The organism is Acinetobacter sp. UBA1297, from assembly GCF_002307755.1.
Lineage (GTDB): Bacteria > Pseudomonadota > Gammaproteobacteria > Pseudomonadales > Moraxellaceae > Acinetobacter > Acinetobacter radioresistens.
Window position 1 is genome coordinate 128,287 of the sequence record NZ_DBUF01000020.1, and the last position, 25,546, is coordinate 153,832.

Annotated in this window: 22 protein-coding genes; 16 read left to right on the forward strand and 6 right to left on the reverse strand. The window is 43.3% G+C overall.

Annotated features, from left to right (window positions below; genetic code table 11):
- The first annotated feature begins 24 nt into the window (after positions 1 to 24).
- Positions 25 to 1,068, forward strand: coding sequence for a DUF1176 domain-containing protein (locus tag B3R63_RS09270; RefSeq protein WP_286729940.1), 1,044 nt, complete (start codon positions 25 to 27; stop codon positions 1,066 to 1,068).
- Between the two features lie 30 nt (positions 1,069 to 1,098).
- On the opposite strand, the gene B3R63_RS09275 is transcribed toward B3R63_RS09270, so the two are convergent.
- Positions 1,099 to 2,040, reverse strand: a complete 942-nt coding sequence (locus tag B3R63_RS09275; RefSeq protein WP_286729942.1) for a tRNA-dihydrouridine synthase — start codon at positions 2,038 to 2,040, stop codon at positions 1,099 to 1,101.
- A 216-nt stretch (positions 2,041 to 2,256) separates the two neighbouring features.
- Between B3R63_RS09275 and B3R63_RS09280 the strand changes: the two genes are divergently transcribed.
- Positions 2,257 to 3,024, forward strand: coding sequence for a class I SAM-dependent methyltransferase (locus B3R63_RS09280; RefSeq protein WP_286729944.1), 768 nt, complete (start codon positions 2,257 to 2,259; stop codon positions 3,022 to 3,024).
- Between the two features lie 43 nt (positions 3,025 to 3,067).
- Here the strand turns inward: B3R63_RS09280 and B3R63_RS09285 are convergent, their stop codons facing one another.
- A complete protein-coding gene (locus B3R63_RS09285; RefSeq protein ID WP_005027562.1) occupies positions 3,068 to 3,877 on the reverse strand; it encodes a cytochrome C assembly family protein in 810 nt (269 codons plus the stop codon).
- 144 nt (positions 3,878 to 4,021) lie between these two features.
- Here B3R63_RS09285 and ffh point away from each other — a divergent pair, with 144 nt between their 5' ends.
- Together ffh and B3R63_RS09295 are read left to right on the forward strand one after the other, a co-directional pair.
- A complete protein-coding gene (ffh, locus tag B3R63_RS09290; protein ID WP_005018824.1) occupies positions 4,022 to 5,437 on the forward strand; it encodes a signal recognition particle protein in 1,416 nt (471 codons plus the stop codon).
- 156 nt (positions 5,438 to 5,593) lie between these two features.
- On the forward strand, positions 5,594 to 6,160 hold the full coding sequence (locus B3R63_RS09295) for an RBBP9/YdeN family alpha/beta hydrolase (RefSeq protein WP_286729946.1): 567 nt from the start codon (positions 5,594 to 5,596) through the stop codon (positions 6,158 to 6,160).
- On the opposite strand, the gene B3R63_RS09300 is transcribed toward B3R63_RS09295, so the two are convergent.
- Together B3R63_RS09300 and B3R63_RS09305 are read right to left on the reverse strand one after the other, a co-directional pair.
- Entirely contained in the window at positions 6,142 to 6,873 is a 732-nt protein-coding gene (locus tag B3R63_RS09300) for a type III pantothenate kinase (protein ID WP_248132386.1), read from the reverse strand. The genes B3R63_RS09295 and B3R63_RS09300 overlap by 19 nt on opposite strands.
- Before the next feature lie 17 nt (positions 6,874 to 6,890).
- Positions 6,891 to 7,637, reverse strand: coding sequence for a biotin--[acetyl-CoA-carboxylase] ligase (locus B3R63_RS09305; protein WP_005018828.1), 747 nt, complete (start codon positions 7,635 to 7,637; stop codon positions 6,891 to 6,893).
- Between the two features lie 30 nt (positions 7,638 to 7,667).
- Here B3R63_RS09305 and B3R63_RS09310 point away from each other — a divergent pair, with 30 nt between their 5' ends.
- The 6 genes from B3R63_RS09310 to B3R63_RS09335 all read left to right on the forward strand — a co-directional run bounded on the left by B3R63_RS09310 (position 7,668) and on the right by B3R63_RS09335 (position 17,378).
- Complete coding sequence (locus B3R63_RS09310; protein WP_286730686.1) at positions 7,668 to 8,477, forward strand: sulfite exporter TauE/SafE family protein; 810 nt, start codon at positions 7,668 to 7,670, stop codon at positions 8,475 to 8,477.
- 150 nt (positions 8,478 to 8,627) lie between these two features.
- Positions 8,628 to 9,323 carry a GntR family transcriptional regulator gene (locus tag B3R63_RS09315; RefSeq protein ID WP_005018832.1) on the forward strand — a complete coding sequence of 232 codons (696 nt, stop codon included), beginning with the start codon at positions 8,628 to 8,630 and terminating at the stop codon, positions 9,321 to 9,323.
- 10 nt (positions 9,324 to 9,333) lie between these two features.
- On the forward strand, positions 9,334 to 12,783 hold the full coding sequence (smc, locus tag B3R63_RS09320) for a chromosome segregation protein SMC (protein WP_286729953.1): 3,450 nt from the start codon (positions 9,334 to 9,336) through the stop codon (positions 12,781 to 12,783).
- 2 nt (positions 12,784 to 12,785) lie between these two features.
- Positions 12,786 to 13,796: a cell division protein ZipA C-terminal FtsZ-binding domain-containing protein gene (locus B3R63_RS09325; RefSeq protein ID WP_286729955.1), complete on the forward strand. Its 1,011-nt coding sequence runs from the start codon at positions 12,786 to 12,788 to the stop codon at positions 13,794 to 13,796.
- Positions 13,797 to 13,871: 75 nt separating this feature from the next.
- Positions 13,872 to 15,908, forward strand: a complete 2,037-nt coding sequence (ligA, locus tag B3R63_RS09330) for an NAD-dependent DNA ligase LigA (RefSeq protein WP_286729956.1) — start codon at positions 13,872 to 13,874, stop codon at positions 15,906 to 15,908.
- A 270-nt stretch (positions 15,909 to 16,178) separates the two neighbouring features.
- On the forward strand, positions 16,179 to 17,378 hold the full coding sequence (locus B3R63_RS09335) for an MFS transporter (protein ID WP_265768696.1): 1,200 nt from the start codon (positions 16,179 to 16,181) through the stop codon (positions 17,376 to 17,378).
- A gap of 93 nt (positions 17,379 to 17,471) precedes the next feature.
- Here B3R63_RS09335 and B3R63_RS09340 read toward each other — a convergent pair whose 3' ends face one another.
- Together B3R63_RS09340 and otsB are read right to left on the reverse strand one after the other, a co-directional pair.
- On the reverse strand, positions 17,472 to 18,908 hold the full coding sequence (locus B3R63_RS09340) for an alpha,alpha-trehalose-phosphate synthase (UDP-forming) (protein WP_250705826.1): 1,437 nt from the start codon (positions 18,906 to 18,908) through the stop codon (positions 17,472 to 17,474).
- Positions 18,896 to 19,744, reverse strand: a complete 849-nt coding sequence (gene otsB, locus B3R63_RS09345) for a trehalose-phosphatase (RefSeq protein ID WP_286729957.1) — start codon at positions 19,742 to 19,744, stop codon at positions 18,896 to 18,898. Before otsB ends, B3R63_RS09340 begins: the two co-directional genes overlap by 13 nt.
- Positions 19,745 to 20,277: 533 nt before the next feature.
- Here otsB and ftn point away from each other — a divergent pair.
- The 6 genes from ftn (at position 20,278) to bioD (ending at position 25,528) form a co-directional block, all read left to right on the forward strand.
- The gene (gene ftn, locus B3R63_RS09350) at positions 20,278 to 20,742 is read left to right on the forward strand and encodes a heteropolymeric bacterioferritin subunit Ftn (RefSeq protein WP_005018842.1); all 465 of its coding nucleotides are present in this window, start codon (positions 20,278 to 20,280) and stop codon (positions 20,740 to 20,742) included.
- A gap of 107 nt (positions 20,743 to 20,849) precedes the next feature.
- A complete protein-coding gene (locus B3R63_RS09355) occupies positions 20,850 to 21,566 on the forward strand; it encodes a transporter (RefSeq protein WP_286729960.1) in 717 nt (238 codons plus the stop codon).
- Positions 21,567 to 21,671: 105 nt separating this feature from the next.
- A complete protein-coding gene (bioA, locus tag B3R63_RS09360; RefSeq protein ID WP_286729961.1) occupies positions 21,672 to 22,964 on the forward strand; it encodes an adenosylmethionine--8-amino-7-oxononanoate transaminase in 1,293 nt (430 codons plus the stop codon).
- Positions 22,951 to 24,108, forward strand: coding sequence for an 8-amino-7-oxononanoate synthase (locus tag B3R63_RS09365; RefSeq protein WP_286729962.1), 1,158 nt, complete (start codon positions 22,951 to 22,953; stop codon positions 24,106 to 24,108). Before bioA ends, B3R63_RS09365 begins: the two co-directional genes overlap by 14 nt.
- Positions 24,105 to 24,887 carry a malonyl-ACP O-methyltransferase BioC gene (gene bioC, locus B3R63_RS09370; RefSeq protein WP_265761083.1) on the forward strand — a complete coding sequence of 261 codons (783 nt, stop codon included), beginning with the start codon at positions 24,105 to 24,107 and terminating at the stop codon, positions 24,885 to 24,887. The genes B3R63_RS09365 and bioC overlap by 4 nt, the downstream gene beginning before the upstream one ends.
- Positions 24,884 to 25,528: a dethiobiotin synthase gene (bioD, locus tag B3R63_RS09375; RefSeq protein ID WP_005406860.1), complete on the forward strand. Its 645-nt coding sequence runs from the start codon at positions 24,884 to 24,886 to the stop codon at positions 25,526 to 25,528. The genes bioC and bioD overlap by 4 nt, the downstream gene beginning before the upstream one ends.
- The last annotated feature ends 18 nt before the right edge of the window (positions 25,529 to 25,546 follow it).

The window sequence follows — 25,546 nt, forward strand, 5'->3', positions numbered from 1 at the left end:
ATAAAATAAGTACAGGAAGCCAGTATGAAAACAGTATTTGGTCTCGGCGCTATTTTGATGTGGCCCACATTATGTCTGGCCGGTGCCTCTGCCAGTTTGGCCTTTGAATATAAAGACTGGTCACTCGCCTGCGAAAATACAGGTACCTGTCGTGCTGCCGGTTATCAGACTGAAGAAAACATCTCCCATCCGGTATCAGTTTTGTTGACACGTAAGGCTGGGCCAGATACCGCAGTGCTGGCTCAGGTCCAGATTAGTCATGAAGACGAAAAATTTCTGGAACAGATTAAAGGTACTCCTTATCTTAGTTTATATATTAATGGTCGCCCGCTGGGCAGTATTATACTAAAAAGAGACAATGCGCGTGGTACGCTTTCTAAACAACAAACCCAGCATATTTTAGCCGCTTTAAAGGGCAATAGCCAGATTGTCTTCAGTTTAGGTAAGGAGCAGTGGCAACTGTCTGATCAGGGTGCAACCGCAGTGTTACTTAAAATGGATGCCTTTCAGAACCGGGTAGATACTGCATCTGCTCTGATTCGTTCTGGAAATGTCAGCCAAGATAAAGTAATCAAGGCCCAGTCTATGCCAGTACTTACTAAAACCTATCGGCTGGGCACAGCACGACATTTCGCCTTAAATAGCCCACAAGCCAAGGCACTAATCACTAAATTTAAAAAAACAGCAGACCGGGAAGGCTGTCCAATTTTATTTGAAGCAAATTATCTTGATCATGACCAGATAACGGTCTATCCATTAGACAAGCAGAATGTTGTAGTTGAAAGTCCGTGCTGGCGTGGTGCCTATAATGCCGGTTCAGGTTACTGGGTGATGGACCCTCAACTTAAACAGGTCAAGCATCTGGCAACTACACAGGGTTCAAGTTTTAGTGAGGGTGAAATTTTTGCCCATCATAAAGGCCGTGGCTTGGGGGACTGCTGGAGCCAGCAGGAGTGGGTCTGGACCAGTAACGGTTTTGTAGAAAGTTACAATGCAACCACTGGTCAATGCAAAGGTTTTGCAGGTGGAGCCTGGCAGTTACCTACTTTTGTTTCACAAGTTAAGTAACTGGTGTGGCCAGTCTGTTATATTTTAATTTTACGGACTGGCCAGCTGTATTGCGATCTTTTCATTAATCTCGTCAATTTTTTTCAGACGTTTGATTTCATTCCACAGCATTTTTGCTTCTGGATAATGTTTTGACATCATGCCTAACCACTGTTTATAACGGCCAACCATACCGATTTCAGTTTTGGATGGGCCATTGATAAAGCGTATTTGTAAATCTAACAGGTCTTGCCAGCAAAGCAGAGGTTCATCTGAGTTATTGCGGATGCATTGGGTTAAATCGGGGGTGGTAACTGCACCACGTCCAATCATCAAATCTTCACAGCCAGATTCTAGCTGGCATCGACGTGCATCAGTGTTGTTCCAGATTTCGCCATTGGCAATTACATTAATCTTCAGGGCCTCATGAATGGGTTGCAGCTGGTCCCAGAACGCAGGCGGAGTATAACCATCAGCTTTGGTACGGGCATGAACTGTCACCCAAGATGCGCCTGCATCTTCAATAGCATGCGCATTGTCCAGCATAAAGTTACGGTCCATATAGCCTAAGCGCATTTTAGCCGAAACTGGAATATGGGCCGGGACTGCATCACGTACAGCTTTTACCAGCTCGTATACAACTTCTGGTTCATCTAGGAGTACAGAACCACCACGATGGCGGTTTACAGTTTTTGCAGGGCAGCCAAAATTCATATCGATTGCGGGAGCACCCAGTGTAGCAGCGCGTACTGCATTTGCCGCCAGCATTTCAGGATTATTGCCTAGAAACTGGACATGAACCGGAGTACCTGCGGCTGTTTTACCTTCAGTTTTTAATTCAGGACAATAACTGTAATAGATATGATCGGGCAGAACAGAGTCCGTAACACGAATAAACTCGGTCACACACCAGTCAAAGCTCCCCACATGTGTGAGTACATCCCGCATAATCGGATCAGTTAAGCCTTCCATAGGCGCAAGAACAAGTTTCACAGTGTCTTACCTGGACAATGAAAAAACAGCGTTATACGCATTTTTAAGTGGGATGTCCAGAATCGAGATAAAATAAGCTTTAATAGAATTAAACTAAGTTATGAGGATCAATTAATCTACTAAACTACTTTGTATTTTAACTATTTTAATAGATAGCAACAGGATAGGCTTTGCATTGTACAAGGTTTTATTCAAATTCAGGCAGGATGGGTTCCCATGGAAAACCGACAGTTTAAGGACCATTTTTCAAAAGACTCAAGACAGTATGCATTGTACCGGCCGAATTACCCCCATATATTAGCCAAAATGCTGGCCGAGCTTACTCCATCTTGTGCGCGTGCATTGGATTGTGGCTGCGGTACAGGCCAACTTTCGGTCTTGCTTGCCGAGTATTTTGATGAGGTGGTTGCGACAGATGCCAGTACAGAGCAGATTGCCAAGGCTCAGCCACATCAACGGATAAACTATAAAACTGCCTTGGCAGATAATAGTGGACTACCCGGAGAAAGTGTAGATCTGATCACGGTCGCGCAAGCCGCGCACTGGCTTAAACTGGAAAGTTTTTATGAAGAGGTGAGACGGGTTGCACGTCCAGATGCCATAATCGCTCTGATAAGTTATGGTGTGTTACATGTAGACGGAGAGGTAAATGCACCTATTCAACATTTTTACTACGACATCATCATGCCTTATTGGCCTCCTGAACGGCGCCATGTAGAAGATGAATACCAGAACTTGGCTTTTCCATTTCAACCAGTTGAAACACCTGCTCTGAACATGCACATGATGTGGAATCTGGAACAGCTTCTCGGGTATATCAGTACATGGTCTGCATTAAAACAGGCCAGACAGAGCTTGGGTATTGATCCCTTAAAGTCACTTCAAGCCGAATTAGTGGCAATGTGGGGCAATCCTCAACAGACCAAACTGGTTAAATGGCCATTAGCCTTGCGTATTGGTCGTGTACATCCAGTATTAAAATAAGAAGCTGACGTAAAACTGAGATTCAAGAAATGCTCAATTTTATTTAACGGCCTAATATCATTTCTAAAATAAATTTACTGCCAATGAAGCCAATAGCCAGCAAAAGAAAACCGACTAATGTAAAGCGAATCGCCTTTTGACCACGCCAGCCGAATTTGTAATGCCCAAGTAAAAGGGCACCATAAATAAACCAGGAAATGATACTAAAAGCCGTTTTATGAGCCAGATGCTGGGCGAAGAAGTTATCAACAGTAAAGAAACCCAGACCCAAGGCAATCGTAAGTAAAATAAAGCCGGTAATAATCAGGTCAAATAGCAGGGATTCCATTGCCTGAACAGAAGGCAATAAATTCACCCAAATCCGGCGTTTCTGTTTGTTTTTAAGTTCACGGTTCTGGAACCAGAGCAGCACCGCATGAATAGTTGCCATCAGCAGAACCGCGTATGCAGATAATGATAAGATAATGTGCAGGTCTAAACCTAAATCCCGCTGCTCAATAATCTGGGTCGGACGGCTAAAAGCGAATCCCATGACCAGACCGGTCGCCGCTACAGGTATACCTAACAGGTTTAAGGCCAATACCGGTCGGTAAGTACTAAACAGCAGGCTCAACAGCAGCATCAGTCCTGAGGTGAAAGACATCAGGTTGAAAACATCATAATTAATGCCCGCTGGTGTAAGCATATCGCTATACAATACTGCTGCATGCAGAAAAAGTCCTAAGCCCAGCATAATGCCGATGAGCCCATGGTTTGGTTGATGTTTAGACATTAAATTAACAAACAAATACCAGAATGATGTGGTATAAGCGATTAATGCTAAGATCGTAAAAACCAAGGGGAGACTGAGCATGTCAAACCTTTTCTCGGACTATGAATATTGAAGTTATAAGATATAAATTCTACGCGAACTACAGTATCCTATAGCATTCTATGCATAAATTTTCTATTTTTAGGAAAGATTTTTTGCAACTGGCCATTTTAAGCGGATTTTGCAATGTTTGATACCTTAACAGAACGACTCACGCAGAGTTTAAGAAATGTTACTGGCTCAGGGCAACTGACCGAAGACAATATTAAAGATACGTTACGCGAAGTACGTATGGCGCTTCTTGAAGCCGATGTTGCGTTACCTGTAACTCGTGAATTTATTGCGAAAGTTAAGGAACAGGCATTGGGGCAGGAAGTTATGAGCCAACTTTCTCCTGGGCAGGCTTTTGTCAAGATCGTCTATGACGAACTGACCAAAATGATGGGAGAGGCTAATGAAAGTCTTGACTTAGCTGCAAAGCCTCCGGTTATAGTACTACTTGCAGGTTTGCAGGGCGCTGGTAAAACGACAACTGCTGCAAAATTGGCTCGCTTTTTAAAAGAACGTCAAAAGAAAAAAGTAGCAATGGTTTCTGCCGATATTTACCGCCCGGCAGCCATTAAACAGCTTCAGACCGTTGCGAATGAAGTCGGTGCGGAATTCATTGAGTCAAGTGCTGATGAAGATCCGATTGTTATTGCGAATCGTGCCATAGAACAGGCCAAGATCAAGTTTGCTGATGTGCTGATTGTCGATACTGCAGGCCGTCTGCATATTGATGATGACATGATGGGCGAAATTAAAGCACTCCATGCCGCCATTCAGCCAACTGAAACCCTGTTCGTGGTAGATGCCATGACTGGTCAGGATGCTGCAAATACTGCCAAGGCGTTCAATGATGCCTTGCCTTTGACTGGCGTGATCCTGACCAAAACTGATGGTGATGCACGCGGTGGTGCGGCATTGTCAGTGCGTGCTATTACCGGCAAGCCAATCAAATTTCTGGGGATGGGTGAGAAACTTGATGCCCTGGAACCTTTCCATCCGGAACGTGTTGCACAGCGTATTCTGGGTATGGGTGATGTTCTGTCACTGGTCGAAGAAGTTGAACGCAAGATCGACAAAGAAAAAGCCGAAAAAATGGCGAAGAAACTGCAAAAAGGCGGCAGTTTTAACTTTGAAGATATGCTGATGCAATTCGAACAGATGAGCAAAATGGGCGGCATGATGGGTTTTCTGGACAAGTTGCCAGGTATGAGCAACTCAGGAATTCAGCAGGCGCTAGAGCAGGCTAATCCTGAAAAGCAGGTCAAGAAAATGGAAGCTATCATTCAGTCTATGACTGTAAAAGAGCGCCGTAATCCTGATCTGATTAATCCGAGCCGTAAAAAACGTATTGCTGCTGGTTGTGGTATGGACGTCGCCGAAGTCAATAAACTGATTAAACAGCATGCTCAGATGGCAAAAATGATGAAAAAGTTCTCCAATCCCGCAGGTATGAGCAAGATGATGCGTTCACTTGGCAATCTGCAAAAACAGTTTGGTGGCGGTGGTGGCGCAGGCCCGCTTTTTGGCGGAAACGACCCGCAGAAAAAGCCTTAATCGTATTTAAAAACAGAGCGCACTAAGCGCTCTTTTTTATTTTCAAGCTTAAGAATTTAGATATTTTAAGGTTAAGAAAACCCAACATTTGCTTACCCGAATCAGTCATAGTTTACGGCACACTCAAGGCATTCATCGTCAAAAGTGAGAAGAAAAATGACACAGGTTATTGTAGTTCATGGTTATACCGCTGGCCCTGAACAGAACTGGTTCCCCTGGATTCAACAATATGCCAAACAGCAAAATGTCAGTTTGCAGGTACTACGTCTGGACCCTTCAACAACTCCTAAACTGCAAGACTGGGATCAGCAAATGGCTGAGCAAATTAAAGAGATTAATGAAAACAGTATCTTTATTGGTCACAGTCTGGGCTGTATTGCCACCTTGCATTACTTATCACATCAATTAAAAGACCAGAAGATCAAACAATTGGTACTGGTGGCAGGCTTTAACGGTCGTTTAGGGCGTCTTGAAGAGGTTGACCCTTTTATTAATGCCTGCAAAATTGACCTGGAACTATTAAAGCAGCAGATAGAACATCGGGTTGTGATCTATTCAGAGGGTGATGACCGGGTACCACCAAAATTTAGCTTGGAACAGGCTAAAAGCCTGGATGCTGAAATTATCCAGGCTAAGCATCAAGGGCACTTTATTGACTCTGAAGGCTGTACCGAGCTACCGGAGGTGTGGCAGGCGATTGAACCTTATGTGCTGATTGAATAATAAATATAACGTTGTAGCCCCTTGAGCAGTAAATCAGTTTCAACTTCGGGTTGATACTGCTCAAGGAAGCGGGCAAACAGTGGTGCATCGCCTCCAGTCAGAATTAACTGGCGGGGGGACTGTAGCAAGACATGCTTGATAGTACTGAGGAGGCCTAATAATATTCCATGGTGTACTGCATCGAGTGTATTACGGCCAGGACTCAAGTCATCAAAAGCTGCTTCAGGAATACGAATTCCTTTAGTGTGCTGAATCAATGCATCACGTTGCAGATAGAGGTTCGGCAAAATATATCCACCTAAATGCTGATGACCGTGGGTCAGATCAATAGTCAGTGCTGTTCCGCAGCTGATGATACATAAGTCCTGTTTCGGCCGGGCTACGGCAAGAACCTGCAGCCAGCGGTCAATACCGAGCTGCGTGACATCATAGGCACATTCAAGGCCAGCATATTCAGCATGAACTTTGGCAAAAGTTACAGGAATATTCAGGAACCTTAAAATTTTATAAATACGGTCATTATTTTTTTTATCCTGAACCGAAGATACGCCAACCCGGGATAAATCTAAACTTTTAAAGTGCTGAATCAGACCTAATAACAAGTCAGATGGTGACTGTAAATGCAACTCGGCTGCATGTTCAATCACCTGTTGATCTTCAGTAATCCAGTATTTCAGGCGTGTATTACCAATATCTAACCATAACTCTCTCATAGCACAACCCTGATTTTTTACTGCTGACGGCGTAAGCGGCCCTGATAAAAAGTATGGCTTTCATCAGCGATTTGTAACGTAACTGCGCCATCATTTTGAATTCCGATGAATTTTCCTTCAGCAATACCTTGATGATGCTCGAAGTAAACCATATCGTTTAAAAAAGCGGCATGATGATTAAAGCGGTTTGCCAGCTGATGGCTACCATGACTAAACCATTCTCCTGCCTGCTGGATGGCATGATAAAGTTCAGCGATAAGTTGCATTAAATCTGTTTGAGCCAAACCCAGCTGTGTCAATGAAGTTACCGACTGGTCGAGTACATCATGTATCTGGTAAATGTTGATCCCTACGCCAATAATAGCTTGCTGTGCAGTAATCGGTTCCACCAGAATGCCGCCCCATTTTCCCTGATGGCTGTAAAGATCGTTTGGCCACTTGACCTGAAGTTTAAGTGGTTGTAGAGAAGGGCATTGCAAGATATTCAGGGCTATTTCAAGAGCCAGCCGGCCGTCTATTGCTGTTCCTGTCTGCAACAATGTGCTTAAATAAATGTTTCCTTCAGGCGATACCCAAGGCCTCTGATGCTGGCCACGCCCTTGAGTTTGTCTGGCACTACAGACCAGTGCAGACTTTATTCCTTTCTGTGCAATTTCACGGACATCATCATTGGTTGAGGTGGTCTCTGCTTTAAGTACTACTGCCTCAGGGTAATGGTGTGTTTGCGCCAGGAGTTGCTGGAGCCGGCGGGAATCTAAATCCATATTGAAATAAAGAGAAATGAGAAATTAATGATGGAGTTAACCATATATTTGCTGATTGGTGCAATTGCAGGTTTTGCTGCCGGTCTGTTTGGAGTAGGCGGCGGCCTGATTATTGTACCTATTCTTTATATCGTTTTTACCCAGTTAAATTATGATCCGAATGTGCTGATGCATATGGCGGTTGGTACTTCTTTAGCCACCATCATTGTTACTTCAATCAGTTCGGTAATGGCACATCATAAACGCGGTGCCGTATTATGGGCAGTGTTTAAAAACTTGGCTCCTGGCTTGGTTCTTGGTTCTTTTCTGGGAGCGGGTGTGGCAGATCTGCTGTCTGGACAGCATCTGCAGCTGGCTATTGGGCTGTTTGCCATATGGGTTGCATACAAGATGTTCAGGGGCGCACATGTTCAGGTAAATCCGGGCCGCACATTACCTTCTGCACCGGTACAAATGCTGGCCGGAGGAGGTATTGGTATAGCTTCTGCCATTTTTGGTATTGGTGGAGGCAGTCTGACAGTACCTTATCTAAACCGGCATGGTGTGATTATGCAAAAGGCTGTAGCTACCTCTGCAGCCTGTGGCTTACCAATTGCCATTGCAGGGGCCTTGGGCTTTATCTGGTTTGGACGCCAAGCAAATGTAGAAGTGCCAAATGCGATTGGCTATGTTCATATCTATGCATTTATTGGTATCAGTACAATGAGTTTCATTACGGCCAAGCTGGGTGCCAGAGTCGCCCATATGCTTTCTCCCGCTATGCTCAAAAAGTGCTTTGCCGGACTGTTGAGTGTCGTAGGTCTATATTTTATTTATCAGGCAGTCAGTATTTATTTCTAAAGCTTTCTCTTTCATGATGTGAGAATTGACCTAAAATACCTGAAAATTGTCCGACAATGACATAGTTTTAAAGTTTAAAGCTGTCAACAATTCATTTACCAATAAAAAACTGCATTCAGTGCAGTTTATATAAATAAAAGTAGGTGAGTCATGACAGTTAAAGCAACAGACAGTCTCTCTGAACAAATTGCTAAAAGCATTGCTGAACAGATTATCAGCGGAGAACTGGTTGAGGGTGAACGGATACAGGAATTGAGAATTGCCAAGGAGCTGGATGTCAGCCGTGGGTCAGTCCGTGAAGCACTGCTTTTATTAGAGCGTACTCATCTGATTGAGATTTATCCGCGTCGGGGGGCAATTGTAGCTGAAATGTCGCCTCAACAGGTTCGGGCACTATTTGATACCAGTTGCTTGCTGCTCGGGCAGGTGGTCCAGCAGATCAGTCAGGGCTGGCGTGGTACAGATGCCCAAATTCTACAGCAACTTCTGGTTTATTTGCAGGAGCAGGTAAAACATGGCCATACAGAAAAATTTTATGATCAGATTTTCGAATATCTGATGGAGCAGCAAGGATTAGTTGTCAATCTCTATTTAATGAAATTTCTGAATGAGCTGTTACCTTCTTTGAGACGCAGTTATTTTCTGACCTTAAATACTTCACGTCGTGAGCTGCAGGAGTCATTTGAACTGTTTAAATTAGTGATTGATGCTATTTTGAACCGAAATTCACAACAAGCCACTTTATTTATGGAAGATTTTTGTCGACACTTGCGCAACCTTGTGTTGGAATCGCTGACACGAATGAAACAGATCGAATTAGCTTGGGCCCGTCGCTCGCGTCGCTAATCAGGACACTATGCGTTTAAGCAGTTTAAAACTTTCCGGCTTCAAATCGTTTGCCGATTCAACCACCTTGAATTTCAGAGATAGCCGCAGTGCAGTGGTAGGCCCAAATGGCTGTGGCAAATCTAATGTGATTGACGCTATTCGCTGGGTAATGGGCGAGTCTAGTGCTCGTCAGCTGAGAGGTGGCAGCATGCAGGATGTTATTTTTACCGGTACAGCAAAACGAAAACCTGTGGGTATGGCCAGTGTCGAACTCCGCTTTGACAATACCTATGGAAAACTGGGCGGCGCCTACAATGCATATAACGAACTGGCTGTACGTCGACAGGTTAACCGTGAAGGTAAGTCTGAATATTTTCTTAATGGTACGCGCTGCCGCCGCCGCGATATAACCGATATCTTTTTGGGAACCGGTTTGGGCCCACGTTCCTATGCCGTTATTGAACAGGGCATGATTAACCGGCTGGTAGATGCCAAACCTGATGAAATGCGGGTTTTCATTGAGGAGGCCGCCGGTATTTCACGTTATCAGGCCCGTCGCCGAGAAACGCTGCTACATCTTGAACATACCACTCAAAACCTATCCCGTCTGGAAGATATTGCGCTAGAGCTTAAAAGTCAGCTAAAAAGTTTAAAAAAACAGGCCGAAACTGCAGTTCAGTACAAGGAACTGGAAAACCGGATTCGTACCCTTAAAATCGAAATTCTCTCTGTGCAATGTGAACGAAGCCAGCATTTGCAGCAGGAATATACCTTGCAGATGAATGAACTGGGAGAGTCTTTTAAACTGGTGCGTTCTGAGCTACATACTCTAGAGCATAATCTGACCTCGACCAGCGAGCTGTTTCAGCGGTTATTGCAGCAATCTGCCCCTTTACAGAGTGAGTGGCAGCAAGCTGAAAAAAAAATGGCTGAACTCAAAATGACGCTGGAACAGAAGCAGTCACTATTTCAGCAAAACACCACGATGCTTAACCAGCTTGAGCAGCAGAAAGTTCAGACTAAAGAACGGCTGAAGTTGATTGAGCTTCAGCTGGAAAATCTGTATCAGCAACAGGAACAGCTGGATGAGCAGACACAGCAACAGGAACAGCAGCACCAAGGTCGGACTCAGGATATACAACTTTTAAAAGCCCAGCAGCAACAGGTAGGGCAACAGTTTGAGCAGCTCAAACAACAGGTCGAAAAACAGCAACAGCAGAAAATGCAGATGTTGGCGCAGACCGAGCAGCTCTTAAAAAATATTGGTCGGATTGAACAGCAACGTGAAACCTTACATACCCAGATTGCCCAGCTTCAACAGCAGTATGAATCAGATGAGCTTGAACAGCGACATACTGAAAAACAGCAGTTGCAACAGCAGATTGAAGTTTTAGAACTGCAGATTAATACAAGAAAGCAGAAAATTATCGGGCTTGAATCAGTCTATACACAAAAGAGCAGTAAACTGGGAGAGCTGAAATCATCAATTCAGATACTATATTCTGAACAGAAAAACCTGAAACAGTTGATGACTCAATATGGCCCGGTAATCCAGAAAGACCAGGTACAGTTAGTACAAATACTTAAACTGAACAAGCAGGCCAAACCATATGCAAGCCTCATTGAAAAGTTTCTGTCTAAATGGCTGACTGCACATGTGCTAGAGACCGGGCAAAGCTTCAGCGAGAACATTTCAAGACAACTTAAAGGCCATTCAGATGAACTCATTCAACTGGACCACTTACCCTGTTTAGCCAACTGGATTGAAACACCACATTATTCTTTATGGACTCAGGTTGCGGTCGCTACAACTTTATCTGAAGCGCTATATTTAAAGGATAAACTGCATACTGGTCAGTCCATCCTGACACTCGATGGTTATCATGTAGGTGCAGATTGGGCCATTGCACTTTATTATGATGATGACAGCCAAGCCGGACAAGGTATGTTAAGCCACCGTATCCGTCTGGAAGAAATCGAAGCATTATTAATGCAGTCTGGTGAGCAGCTGGAACAGCAAGAAGCTCAGCTGTTAACGGTCAAGCAGCAAGTCCAGACTGAGCAGCATCAACAGCAATTACAGCTTGATCTGCTTAAGCAGCAGCAAACAGTATTACAGCAGCTTGATATCAGCATTGCTAAAATACAAAGTACCGCACAGGCACTGAAATTACAGCAGCAGCAATTACATATCCAGCTGCAACAGTTTGATCTTCAGCTGCAAGAAGATGCCATGCAAAAGGATGATCTGGAAATTGATCTGCATGCCCTAGATTTAAAGCTCGAGCAGATACTGCCAAACTATAAAGCCCAGCAGTTCCAATTTGAAGAACTGACTGAGCAGCTGGAAAGTATGCAGCAAAATCTGCAACATGCCCAACAGGAGCTGGATTTAATACGCCGGCAGGCAATGCAAACCAAGCAACAGATTGAATTGCTGGAAAAAGATGCTTCATTTTTAAAAGTCCAGTATCAGCAGATTATAACGCAAATAGAGCAGTCTAAAAAATTTGTTGACCCTATTCAGCTGGAGTTACCTAATCTGGAGTCGCAATTTTCACAGCAGCAGCAACTTACTGAAAATTTAGAAAAAAGCTGGCATAAATGGCAAGTTGAACTGAATCAGGTTCAGGAAAAACAACAGCAACTGACGGAACAGCGTTATCGTTTTCAGCAGCAGGATGAGTCTTTGCGTACCGAGCTGGAAGAAAAGCGTCTAGCCTGGCAGGCGGCCAAATCAGACTTTTTGCATTATGCTGAACAGCTTAAAGAATTAAATAGCGAGCCGGTTTTAGGGCTAAAGATTGATTTGTCTGGTCATCAGCAACAGCTTGAAAAAATACAGCAAAAATTTGAAAAAATTGGTGCAGTAAACCTGGCTGCTTCACAGGAATATGATGAGGTAAGCCAGCGTTTTGAAGAGCTGATTCATCAGATGCGGGACTTGGAAAATACTGTAGAGCAGCTAAAAAATGCCATGAAGAGTATCGATCAGGAAACCCGTAAGCTGTTTATGAGTACTTTTGATCAGGTAAATGCCGAGCTACAGGTACTATTTCCTAAAGTCTTTAATGGCGGTGAGGCCAGTCTGAGCTTGGAAGATGACTGGCAATCTGGTATTAAATTAATGGCACGGCCACCTGGGAAACGTAACAGTTCTCTGGCTTTATTGTCAGGTGGAGAGAAAGCACTGACTGCACTGGCCTTGGTATTTGCAATTTTCAGGCTAAATCCGGCTCCGTTTTGTGTACTGGATGAAGTTGATGCACCTTTAGATGATGCCAATGTTCAGCGGTTTTGTAATTTGGTAAAAGAGCTTTCTGAACAGGTACAATTCATTTACATTACACATAATAAAATTGCAATGACCATGGCAACAGACTTACTCGGTGTAACCATGCCTGAGCCAGGAACATCAAAATTAGTCACAGTCAATTTAGAACAAGCAAAAGAATACGGTTTAGTCGCGGAGGCATAAGTATGGAAGTCACTACCCTGATAGGGATTATTGTTGCTGTTATTATTATTCTAGTCGGGCTGCGTATGATGCTGAAAAAGCCAAATATGGCACCCTCACTCGAATCTGAACTTTATATAGACCCGCAAAGCAACAAGCCGGTGATTCCCCGTCATGTCCGTGACCAGCTACAGGCCAGCGAGAGTGCAGCTACGCCAACAGTGCGTAAAGAACCACAGCTTGATCAGAGCTCGGCCACTCAACAGTCTGTACCAATAGCCGGACAACATTCTAACCAAGCTTCAGAACCTGAAGTATCTGCTTCTCAGTCTGTCTCTGCAGATAAGGCTGAAACTCGGGCTCAGCCAGAAGCACCTGCAGAAGCTATTGCTTTGAGTGAAACTCAGGCGCAAGTAAAGAAAGTAGAAAAGACAACTTCAGAATCAACTGAAGTGGCTGATGGGTCTGAGCCAAAAGAGCCGGAATTTAGCTTGAATCCCACTATTGAAACTGCCGAAATTGCCGAGTTTGATGGTGAAAGTAATATTCTTGATGTACATTTACATGAACAGCAGCGCTGTGATGATGAAAGTGCTCTAGCAACTGCGCAGCAAATTATTGCACTGAATGTTTATCCGAATCCGCGCCGTGCTCTATCAGGTGATAAGGCCCTGAAGGTGCTGTTAAAATATGGTTTGCGTTATGGTGAAATGTCCTGCTTCCACCGCTATGAAAAAACAGAAGAACAAAGTCCACTGATGTTCTCTGTACTGCGTATTACTGATGAAGGTCCGGCAGGTTTTGACCTTGAAAGTCTGTCTACCGAGCAAGTACAGGGTTTGGCTTTCTTTCTGGCATTGCCGAATCCGAATGCTATTACCGGTTTTGATATGATGACCAGTATTGCCGGCCTGATTGCGCGGGAAATTGATGGTAAAGTATATGATGAACAGAATCTTGAGTTTACGCCACAGCTTAAAGAGCATTGGCGTCATCAGGTGATTGATTACCGGCCGGATCATGTCAGTGTCTGATCGGATATTTAATTAAAAAACAGATTGAAAGCAGCATCAGGGCGGGAGTATCCGCCCTTTTATATGGTGAATCTTATGGAATCTACAGCAGGCATTGTGACGCAGATGCGTCAACTTATACAGCTGATCGCACAGCATAATCACGCTTATTATGTAATGGATCAGCCCAGTATTTCCGATAATGAATATGATTCCCTGTTTCATCAGTTAAAAGCACTCGAAGAGCAGTATCCGGATCTTGTTCAAAATGATACGCCGACTCGTCGTGTAGGTGGACAAGCTCTGAGCAAGTTTATGACAGTCAGACATGCAGTGCCGATGCTGTCGCTCGGAAACGTGTTTAATAAGGAAGACCTGTTCGCGTTTGCCCGTCGGGTAGAGGAGCGTCTTCCGGGACAACAGGTCAAGTATGAGGTTGAGTTAAAACTCGATGGGCTGGCTATTTCACTCTGGTACGAAAATGGTGAGCTGGTACGTGGGGTAACGCGGGGCGATGGAGAAACTGGAGAAGATATTACCCAGAATGTTAAAACTATCCGTAATTTGCCAAAGTACCTTTATTCTGATCAGGCTGCTATACCTAAATTGCTGGAAGTGCGAGGGGAAGTTCTAATTCCTAAAACCGGTTTTTTAAAATTAAATGCTGAAAATGAAGCCAAAGGTGAAAAAATATTTGCCAATCCGCGCAATGCTGCTGCTGGAAGCCTTCGCCAGTTAGATCCGGGTATTGCCGCTGCACGTCCATTGGCCTTTTATGCTTATGGAATTGCCCAGTGTGAACCAGAGCATCACTTAAATTCCATGACCGAAAGTCTGCACTGGTTACGTGATCTGGGCTTTGAAATTGCCGAACGGCAATTTTTATGTGATTCGATTGAAGAAGTACAGCGCCGCTATGAAAAAATTATGGAAGAGCGCGCTGACCTGGGTGTGGAAATTGATGGCATGGTGGTTAAGGTAGATAGCCTTAAACAGCAAAAACAGCTGGGCTTTCTAAGCCGGGAACCGCGCTGGGCAACTGCCTATAAGTTCCCTGCAATTGCAGCCCTCACTACAGTAGAGAATATAGACTGGCAGGTAGGACGAACAGGTATCTTGACACCTGTTGCCCGGTTAAATCCGGTATTTGTCGGAGGTGTAACAGTATCCAATGTAACACTGCATAATATTGGCGAGATTCACCGTCTAGATGTAAGAATTGGCGATACAGTGAGCGTTTACCGAACCGGAGACGTGATTCCTAAAGTGGAAAAAGTCTGGCTTGAGTTTCGTCCGGACACTGCCGAAGTCATAAACCTACCGGAAACCTGTCCTGTGTGTGCCTCACCTGTAGTGATGCCGGAAGGTGAGGCTTTGGCCCGCTGTTCGGGAGAGTTATATTGTGCAGCACAGCGAATTGAATCAATTCGCCATTTTGTGTCCCGCAAGGCTATGGATATTGAAGGTCTGGGGGACCGCTGGGTAGAGTCACTGCTGCATCTTGAACTATTGAAAGATGTCTCAGACATTTATCATCTGCACCAGCATCGGAATACGTTGCTTGGCATTGAAAAAATGGGTGAAAAATCAGTTCAGAACCTGATCAATGCAATTGAACAAAGTAAAAAAACTACACTGGCCCGTTTTATTTATGCCTTGGGGATACGAGGTGTCGGTGAAACAACGGCACGGATGCTGGCCAACAGCTTTCAAACCCTAGAAGCCTTGCAACAGGCAGATGTAGATAGCTTGAAAAAAGTGCCTGATGTAGGCGATATAACAGCCGAATGGATTTATGACTTTTTCCGTGCAGAACATAATCTGGAAGTAATTGATCGATTGCTGGCCGCAGGCATCCATTGGGATGCACCAATTGCCTCAACGCGTCAGCCATTGAATGGTGAAAGCTGGGTTTTAACAGGCACACTTAAGCACCTTACACGCGAACAGGCTACCCAGATGTTACAGGCTTTAGGCGCACGTGTAAGTGGCAGTGTATCTGCCAAAACTAAATGTGTGGTTGCCGGGGAAAAGGCTGGGTCAAAACTGGAAAAGGCACAAAAGCTTAATATTCAGACACTAAATGAAAAGCAGTTTATTGAGCTAATGGAAACCTATGGTCAAGTAATTTAATGTAAATTAAATTACATGGTTTATCCATATTTATGCTGTTTTCTAGTGCATTGAAAATGTTTTCAAAGCCTTACGTAGTAAGGCTTTTACAGTTACAAAAAAGACTGAAAAAATATTTTGAAATGGATGTATTGTTCTTGTAAGTGTGTATAATTTCGCCATCAAAAGCCCTTGCCAATAAGTAGATATATCTACAAACCGGTAGGGGTTTTTCTATTGGAATTCTCTGGAATGGAATACCGAGGTCTTTTTTAATGGTGGTGGCACACTGTGATACTTTTCTCCAGAACAGCAGTTTTAGATAGCGCAGCTCAACTGAGTGCACAACGTCTATCTACACGTTTGAACTTTTTTAGCTTGGGCTTTGGAACGGCGGCCTGGGCGCCCTTGATTCCATTTGCACAGCAGCGTCTAAATTTAAATCATGCTGATTTTGGTTTGTTATTGCTCTGTATGGGTGTAGGGTCAATGATTGCTATGCCTGCGACTGGGGTTCTGGTACAACGAATCGGTTGCCGTGCAATTATTGGCTTTGCGGCGCTGTTGATACTGTTAGTATTGCCGGGGCTTGCTGTCTGGAATACATCAGTAATGATGGCGGTTTCTCTGTTCCTGTTCGGTACAGCTGCAGGAAGTTTTGGTGTCGCCCTCAATTTACAGGCAGTTATTGTAGAGAAGAACAGTCTGCGTGCCATGATGTCGAGTTTTCATGGTATGTGCAGCTTAGGTGGCTTGGCTGGTGTAATGACTGTAACGGCGCTTTTAGCGGCTGGCGTATCGCCACTGATTAGTGCGCTGGCAGTAAGTATTATGCTACTCTTCATCAGCATTATTGCGGTCCCAGCTTCATTAAGTGAAATTGAACGCGATGAACAGATTGAAGCAGACACGGCAGAGCATAAAAAAAGTCATAAAAAACTGCCTGCGCCTATTATCTTGCTGATTGGACTGATGTGCTTTATCACATTTTTATCGGAAGGTGCGGCCATGGACTGGAGTGGCATTTACCTGACCAGCAAATATGGTGTTAATCCCGCCTTTGCAGGGCTGGCTTATACTTTCTTTGCGATTGCCATGACATTGGGCCGTTTCTCGGGGCGTTACCTGTTGAAAAAACTAGGTGAAAAAAATATCGTAACTTATAGTGCTATCTGTGCTGCTACAGGTTTAGCAGTAGTGGTACTGGCTCCACATTGGTTTATTGTACTGTTAGGTTATGCACTGGTTGGTCTAGGTTGTTCAAATATCGTACCTGTCATGTTTTCACGTGTTGGACGTCAGAACTTTATGCCTAAAGCGGCAGCCCTATCTTGTGTATCGACTATGGCTTATACAGGATCTCTGTCTGGCCCGGCATTGATCGGTGTAGTTGGTGAGATGACCGGCTTAACCATCATGTTTGCAAGTGTGGCAGTATTATTGGCTACTGTAGCTATTTTAAACCGGTTTACTCGAGTAGACCCCGCCTAAAGTCAGCTTATTTAAACGCCACTACATAAAAACCGGTAAGCTGGAACTTTACCGGTTTTTTTATGGACAAAACTTCTATATAAGCTGAGGGCACTACAGCAATTGATAAACTGGATTGGCTGTATCACGGCCAGGCCGTTTAAAGTTCTGTAATTCATTATTTTGACGCAGGTCAACCAGAAATGCATTACGCCAGTCATTAATATCAAAAGCTTTAAGCCCCGCAATCAGTTTTTGATAACGGCGGGTACGCTCCTCTTGAGGCATATCTAGCGCAAGTTTTAATGCCTGAACCATTGCTTTAGGATCTTCTGGATCAACAATAATAGCTTCTGGCATCTGCTCAGCAGCCCCTGTATATTTTGAAAGGATCAATACACCAGGATTTGCAGGGTCCTGAGCTGCAATGTATTCTTTTGCTACCAGGTTCATACCATCACGGATTGAACTGATCCAGCAGATACTTGATTTGCGGTAGATGCCCATTAATGCCTCATGAGCAACGACATCATGACTGCATTCAATTGGCAGCCAGTCATCTTGAGCAAATTGTGCATTAATAGTTTTAACCTTTTCTTTTAGACGTTTAAATAATTCCTGGTAAGCCACAATATCCAGACGGCATGGGCAGGCAATCTGTAAATCTGTTACTTGACGGTGATATTCCGGATAAGTAGCTAAAAAGTCGGAATATGCATTAAAACGTTCAAGTAATCCTTTGGAATAATCAATTCGGTCAACCCCAATAATAGTCTGCTGTTTACCTAAGGCATCAAAGTCAAAAACAGACTGTGAGTCATCGGCATACTGACGGGCTACTTTCTGAATATGATCCGGATTGACCCCAATCGGATAACATTTAATAGTGGTAATGCGTTTCTGGTAACTAAGCAGGTATTGCTGAATCTTTTGTGCCTGAAGTAGGGTGGTGCAGGCCTGCATACACAGGTTCTGGTCATGTTCAGTTTGTAAACCCACTACATCATACTGACATAGGTCTTGAATGAGGCGGTTTGCCATAGGTATCTGGCGCCATATGGCTAAACGTGCAAATGGAATATGCAAGAAGAAGCCGATTTTGTTTTGCATGCCTAATTCACGGCAATAGCGTGCTACGCTAAAAAAATGATAGTCATGAACCCAGATCACATCATCTGGCTGGGCAATATCTTTTAGTTTTTCAGCAAATAAGCGGTTTACCTGCTGATAGGTTTCATATTCTTCCGCATTACATTCAATCAGGTCTGCGCGCTCATGCATTGCAGGCCATAGGGTATTATTGGCAAAACCGCAGTAGTACTGCTCATATTGGTGGTGAGTCAATGGACAGGTCAGATACTCTACATTTTTATTATTAATGCGACCAAACTCGGCTTGTTGATCATTATTGATTTGTTCGCCATTCCAGCCTAACCATATCCCGCCGGTTTCATCAAGTGCATCCTGTAACGCCACTGCCAAGCCTCCCGCAGCGGGCTTGTCGGGATTTGGCAGACTAACACGATTCGATAATACGATTAGTTTAGACATGCTTTTTCTCCATTTGGTGTTTGATTCTGTGTCAAAACACGCGTTTTTAAGAATTCTGAAAATAGTGCAAGAAAATCAGCTACCGTTTTAATATCTTTGAGCCGATAATGAGCCTGGGTTTCTCCTGGGCCGACTTTTATACTTATACCGTTATGGTTGTTTATTGTTCTAAAACCGGATTCATCGGTTTTATCATCACCTATAAAAATCGGTAAAACTTGAGTAAGTTCCAAATGCTTTAATATGGTGTTTATTGCTTCTCCTTTATCGGCTTGTCGAGGAAGTAACTCAATAACACATTTACCTTCATTGATTTTAAGTGTCGTATGAGATTGATGCAGTACCTGCATGATTTGCTTTGCTGTGTCTGCCAGTTCAGGACACTGCCGGTAATGCAAAGCAACCGAGTACTGTTTATCCTCAATTAACAGCTGGGGATAAGATGCACAAGCTGCTTTTAAATCCTGCCTCAAGCGGACAAAATCAATCTGACTCAGATCAGGTTTAAAATGTGTATGAGCATCAATTTGGATATCTAGCCCATGCAGTCCAGCAACTGGAATGCATAAGGGGGCAAAAAGAGACTGGGCGACCTGTACATGTCGGCCGGTTACCGCAATAATAGGCACATCAAGCTTTAAAATGGTCTGAAGAATATTTAATGTGTTTTCAGGAATAAAACTATCTTCGGGATCATCCTGAAAATCAGAAAGTGTGCCGTCAATATCGAGAAACAAACAATAATGAGTATTTTCCTTATGACCATCTGCAATCATCTTCTGTAATGAAACAGCAGAGAACTGTACTGTGGCAGAGGAAAATGCAGATTCGTTCATTGCTCAAATAGCCTGATTATTCTGATAAATGGTCTATATTATTTATCATTAAAAGTTGACTTTTGGCCGGAATTTATTATTAAACCTACATAAGGTTAACAAGCTTTACATACTTTATTCACATTAACAATATAGTAAAAATAAGCCAATTTGATATGTTGCGTGAGTGCTGACTAAAAAATTGAAAGACCTGTCTTTTTCTATATTACTTATAAAAAGTAGGATTCAGCCGGTTTATATAGTTCACTCAAATCATATTAAAACCCGTTTTTAAGAGGTATTTAGTTATAGCTCAGCAGTTAATAAGATTACTTTTTTAATTTTTTGTAAATAAATTAAATGACTTTAAAAAATCGCCAATCTCAAAATAAGAAAAATCTATTATGAAAACAACCAATTAATTGATGATATAAAATGCAAATGCGTATGCTTCTCATTTTTAATTTATATAAATCATAAACTTACATAATTATAGTTTTGCATTCTAAATACCAATCACCCATAATAACTTTAAAATGATGAGGAGTAAGAATATGCGCGGCAATCCAGAAGTCATAGACTACTTAAATATGTTGATTGGTGGCGAACTGGCAGCTCGCGATCAATACCTGATTCATTCTCGCATGTATGAAGATTGGGGCCTGAGTAAAATCTACGAAAGAATTGACCATGAAATGCAGGAAGAAGCAGCTCATGCTGATGCAATTATCCGGCGTGTCCTGTTTTTAGGCGGTACACCTAATATGGAGCGTGACAGTATTGATGTTGGTTCAGATGTTTGCACCTGCTTAAAAGCTGATCTTGCACTTGAATATCATGTGCGTGAAAAACTGGCCCGTGGTATTCAGTTATGTGAAGAAAAAGGGGATTACATCAGCCGTGACATGTTACGCCAGCAGTTGTCTGATACTGAAGAAGACCATACATATTGGCTGGAAAAACAGTTAGGTTTGATTGAATTAATTGGCCTGCAAAATTATATTCAGTCTCAAATTTAAAATTTGTATGATTCAAGCCAGCCCAGTCAGAAGATTGGGCTTTTTAATGACTGTATTCTATTGAGCAGTATTTTATAGTAGAACCGATCAATTAAATCAGATTAAGCATGCAAAAGATTTTACTTATTAGTGGCTGGGGCTTGGGCTGTCAGTCTCTAGCGGGACTTAAAACTGCTCTTGAAAACCTACATTTTCAGGTTGAACTGATTGATATATTCGATAGTTCTAACCCGGCAGTTTTGGAGGGGGCGCTTCAAAAAGCGGTTAAAGCTGATATTTTAATGGGCTGGTCGCTAGGAGGTCAGCTTGCCACTATTCTGGCTCAGAAGATTTTTGAACAGACCGGTCAGGCTAAAATTCTGGTTACATTGGCTTCCAATCCGTGCTTTGTTGCTACAGAAGAGTGGCCAAATGCAATGTCTCGTGTAACTTTTGAGGCATTTAAAGGTGCTTTTCTGAATGACAGGGAGGCTACTCTAAAGCGTTTTTGTCATCTGGTCGGTGCAGGGGGAGTTACAGCTCGTAACGATATAAGATGTCTAAAAAGTTTTATTAAAACTGATGATCCTATAAATCTGATTTCTGGTTTACAGCAACTTGAGCAATTAAATTTAGTTTCAATCTTACAAAAATATCCAGGTCGACAGTATCATCTCGTCTCTGAACAGGATCAGCTCATACCTTGCCAGATTATCGCTGATTTTCATTTTTTAAAGGCAAATTTACTTAAAATCGAACTGTTGCCTAATGTTGGACATGGTTTTCCTTATAGTGAAATTACATTAACTAGCAAAAAAATTTGTAGTTTTTTAAATATGACTTAGGGAAATATAAACTTTGTTGTTTCTCGCAATTTATTTTATTGCTTTACGCTATTAAGATGGATGAGTTATATAAATAATAGTTTTAATGTGAAGGATGGGTGTTGGATGGCTGACTTATTTGATCTTGAGCATCTTTGGCATCCTTATACTTCTATGACTCAGCCTTTACCAGCTTTCAAGGTAAAACGGGCCTATGGCTCAACTATCGAACTGGAGAATGGTCACAAGCTTGTTGATGGTATGTCATCTTGGTGGTGTACTATTCATGGTTATAATCATCCTGAATTGAATCAGGCTGTTCAAGATCAGTTACAGGATATGGCACATGTCATGTTTGGTGGACTGACCCATAATCCTGCGATTGAGCTGGGCAAGCTTCTTCTGAACATTACGCCACCAGGTCTCGATAAGATTTTCTATGCTGATTCCGGTTCGGTTGCAGTTGAAGTCGCTTTAAAAATGGCCGTGCAGTATTGGAGCGCGCAGGGCCAGCTGAAGAAGACTAATTTTGTTACGCCTCGCTCCGGGTATCATGGTGATACCTGGAATGCAATGTCGGTATGTGATCCAGTAACCGGCATGCACCAGATTTTTGGTAGCAGTCTGCCCAACCGTTTTTTTGTTCCGGCTCCACAAACTGCTTTTGATGAAAAGTGGAATCCGCAAGATATTGCAGAGCTAGAGCAAACTTTAGTACAGCATCATACCTGTATTGCCGCGCTGATTCTGGAACCCATTGTACAGGGTGCAGGAGGTATGCGTTTTTATCATCCTGAATACTTGCGTCAAGCCAAGCTACTTTGTGAAAAGTATCAGATCCTGCTTATATTTGATGAGATTGCTACCGGTTTTGGACGCACTGGTAAACTGTTTGCTTGGGAACACGCGGGCGTTGAGCCGGATATCATGTGTATAGGAAAAGCCTTAACTGGCGGATACATGACTTTGTCAGCAACTTTAACCAGTAAAGCGATTGCTGAAAAAATCAGTCAGGGAGAGGCAGGGGTATTTATGCATGGGCCTACTTTTATGGCCAATCCACTTGCCTGTGCAGTTGCCCTTAAAAGTACACAGTTATTACTGGCTCAAGACTGGCAAGCCAAGATCCGCCGTATTGAACAGCAACTCAAACAGTTCTTACCTGCACTATCTCAACTGGAGTATGTTGAGGATGTTCGAATATTAGGTGCTATCGGTGTTGTTGAACTGACTGTTCCGGTAAATATGCAGATTCTACAGCAGGAATTTGTCCGTCGTGGAATTTGGGTACGCCCGTTTGGACGACTGGTATATGTGATGCCTCCTTATATCATCACTTGTAATGAACTGGATTATTTACTTCAGCAGTTGGTAGAGGTAGTGCAACAGCTACAGGAGCTTCAGCATGAAACTGCTTGAGCACTATACCAAGCAGCTGGAGCAGTTAAGACAGCAGGGGAATTTTCGCCAGTTTACTGCCAACCGGCAACAAGGACGGATCATTGAAATTGCAGGCCAGCATATGCTGAATCTGTCTTCTAATGATTACCTGGGTCTGGCTGCTGATCTCGAATTAAGACAGGTCTTTTTTGATCAGTGCCCTCTGGAACAGCGCTGGCTCAGTTCCTCCTCTTCACGTCTGCTTACTGGTAATTTTCCGGAATATGAACAGTTGGAAGCCTGTATGAGCCAAGCTTTTGACGGGCGTGCAGTGCTGCTGTTCAATAGTGGCTATCATATGAATATAGGGATTTTACCGGCATTAAGTGATGGTAAGACTCTGATTCTGGCGGATAAACTGGTTCATGCCAGCATGATTGATGGAATTCGCCTGTCCTCAGCCAAATATCTGCGGTACCGTCACAATGATTTAAACCATTTACAGCAGCTCTTGCAAAAGTATCATGCAGATGACGCTTATGAACGCATCATTGTGGTCACCGAATCTATTTTTAGTATGGATGGTGATGAAACAGACCTGAACCAGCTGGTGTCGCTAAAACGGCAGTTTGCAAAAGTTATGTTGTATGTCGATGAAGCTCACGCTATTGGTGTCCGCGGAGCGCGGGGATTAGGCTGTGCGGAACAATATGCAGTAATTAACCAGATTGATTTTCTGGTAGGCACCTTTGGTAAGGCGCTTGCTTCAGTGGGAGGATATCTGGTCTGTGAACCTGTAATTCGTGAATATCTGATTAACAGTATGCGTCCACTTATTTTCAGTACCGCATTACCTCCGCTTTCGATAGCTTGGACTCGGTTTGTTTTCGAGCATATGCAAAAAATGCAGAAGCAGCGCGATCATTTGGCAGATTTAAGCCATCATTTACAGCATAAAGTTCAGAGTCTTGGTTTTTGCTGTCCCTCAAGTAGTCATATTGTTCCTGTTATTATCGGAGATAGTCAGCGGGCAGTAGACAAAGCCAACTATTTACAAGCACAAGGTTTTTATATCATGCCAGTACGCCCACCTACTGTACCGGCCAATAGTGCACGACTGAGAATCTCACTGACATCACAAATTCAGCCAGAAGAAATTGAGCAATTGGTAGCATTACTGTGAGTCAAAATTTTCATATAGATACCGGGTTGATTGCCCAGCGCTTCGCTAAAGCTGCCTCCAGTTATTCTGAACATGCAGTCGCGCAAAAGATAATTTGCCAGCGATTAATTGAAATGATGCGCCGGCATATATCCATACAACTTCCTCGAGTACTGGAACTGGGCTGTGGCTCAGGTCACTTAACAATATTACTGCAACAGAACTTTCAGATCGAACAGCTCATACTCAATGATCTGTATCCTGAGGTCAGACAGCATTTTTCTGCTGCTGAACAGCTGGACTGGTGTATTGGAGATATTGAACGGCTTGATTTTCCGGAACAACTTGACGCTATTATGTCCAGTTCGGTGTTGCAATGGATGCATGACCTGGAGCAGGTATTTAAGAAATGCAGTGAGGCATTAAAACCGCAGGGCTGGTTTTGTTTTTCAAGCTTTGGTTCAGAAAACTTGCGTGAGATTAAAACTTTAACGGGTCAGGGGTTAAATTACCTCAGTCTGGAAGAGCTAAAAGAAAAAATGTGCAAATCAGGGTTTGAAGTCCTTGAAATACAGGAAGAGCAGGAAACCTTATATTTTGAGCATCCAAAACAGGTTCTCCAGCATTTAAAACTGACTGGAGTAACGGCAACCAGTAGTCAGCATCGCTGGACTAAGCAGTCACTATACAAGTTTTATGATCAGTATCAGCAGTTTGTAAAGAGTCCAGCTTATGAGGGGATACAGCAATACCCATTAACTTACCACCCAATTTATTGTATAGCTCGGAGAGTTCGATGACAGGCTCAATTTATTTCGTGAGCGGAATTGATACTGGTATAGGAAAGACCTTTGCCACCGGTTATCTGGCCAAAATCTGGAATGAACATGGTACCCGTACTATTACACAGAAACTGGTACAAACCGGAAATATCAACATTTCGGAGGATATCGAACAGCACCGGACTATTATGGGCATGGGCTGGTTTGCCGAAGATGAAGAAAAGCTTACGATGCCGGAAATTCTGTCTTATCCAGCTTCGCCGCATCTTGCAACAAAAATTGATGGGCGTGAGATTGATCTGGATAAAATTCATGCTGCGACTCAAGAACTGGCTAAACGTTATGATGCAGTGCTGCTAGAAGGTGCCGGCGGGCTTATGGTTCCTTTAACAGATGATGTGCTTACTATTGATCATGTAGCAGCTCATCAGTTCCCTGTTATTCTGGTTACCTCAGGGCGTCTGGGAAGTATTAATCATACTTTACTGAGTCTGGAGCTGCTGAAAAGCCGAGGGGTAGAGCTGTTTGCTGTGGCCTATAATGGAATGGATGATTCTCAAGACCCGCTAATTGCCTGTGATACATCAAATTATCTACGGGCTTACATGACAAAGCATTTCCCGGAAGCAGAATGGATTGAAATCCCGGTGATCCGTTAAAAAAAGTCGCCTTGGCGA

Coding starts and splice junctions, on each gene's coding strand:
- ffh (WP_005018824.1), top strand. CDS start 4,022: ATGTTTGATACCTTAACAGAACGACTCACGCAGAGTTTAAGAAATGTT.
- B3R63_RS09340 (WP_250705826.1), bottom strand. CDS start 18,908: ATGTCTAAACTAATCGTATTATCGAATCGTGTTAGTCTGCCAAATCCC.
- B3R63_RS09280 (WP_286729944.1), top strand. CDS start 2,257: ATGGAAAACCGACAGTTTAAGGACCATTTTTCAAAAGACTCAAGACAG.
- otsB (WP_286729957.1), bottom strand. CDS start 19,744: ATGAACGAATCTGCATTTTCCTCTGCCACAGTACAGTTCTCTGCTGTT.
- B3R63_RS09310 (WP_286730686.1), top strand. CDS start 7,668: ATGGAGTTAACCATATATTTGCTGATTGGTGCAATTGCAGGTTTTGCT.
- B3R63_RS09270 (WP_286729940.1), top strand. CDS start 25: ATGAAAACAGTATTTGGTCTCGGCGCTATTTTGATGTGGCCCACATTA.
- B3R63_RS09355 (WP_286729960.1), top strand. CDS start 20,850: ATGCAAAAGATTTTACTTATTAGTGGCTGGGGCTTGGGCTGTCAGTCT.
- bioA (WP_286729961.1), top strand. CDS start 21,672: ATGGCTGACTTATTTGATCTTGAGCATCTTTGGCATCCTTATACTTCT.
- ligA (WP_286729956.1), top strand. CDS start 13,872: ATGGAATCTACAGCAGGCATTGTGACGCAGATGCGTCAACTTATACAG.
- B3R63_RS09285 (WP_005027562.1), bottom strand. CDS start 3,877: ATGCTCAGTCTCCCCTTGGTTTTTACGATCTTAGCATTAATCGCTTAT.
- B3R63_RS09300 (WP_248132386.1), bottom strand. CDS start 6,873: ATGAGAGAGTTATGGTTAGATATTGGTAATACACGCCTGAAATACTGG.
- B3R63_RS09315 (WP_005018832.1), top strand. CDS start 8,628: ATGACAGTTAAAGCAACAGACAGTCTCTCTGAACAAATTGCTAAAAGC.
- bioD (WP_005406860.1), top strand. CDS start 24,884: ATGACAGGCTCAATTTATTTCGTGAGCGGAATTGATACTGGTATAGGA.
- B3R63_RS09295 (WP_286729946.1), top strand. CDS start 5,594: ATGACACAGGTTATTGTAGTTCATGGTTATACCGCTGGCCCTGAACAG.
- smc (WP_286729953.1), top strand. CDS start 9,334: ATGCGTTTAAGCAGTTTAAAACTTTCCGGCTTCAAATCGTTTGCCGAT.
- B3R63_RS09365 (WP_286729962.1), top strand. CDS start 22,951: ATGAAACTGCTTGAGCACTATACCAAGCAGCTGGAGCAGTTAAGACAG.
- B3R63_RS09305 (WP_005018828.1), bottom strand. CDS start 7,637: ATGGATTTAGATTCCCGCCGGCTCCAGCAACTCCTGGCGCAAACACAC.
- B3R63_RS09325 (WP_286729955.1), top strand. CDS start 12,786: ATGGAAGTCACTACCCTGATAGGGATTATTGTTGCTGTTATTATTATT.
- ftn (WP_005018842.1), top strand. CDS start 20,278: ATGCGCGGCAATCCAGAAGTCATAGACTACTTAAATATGTTGATTGGT.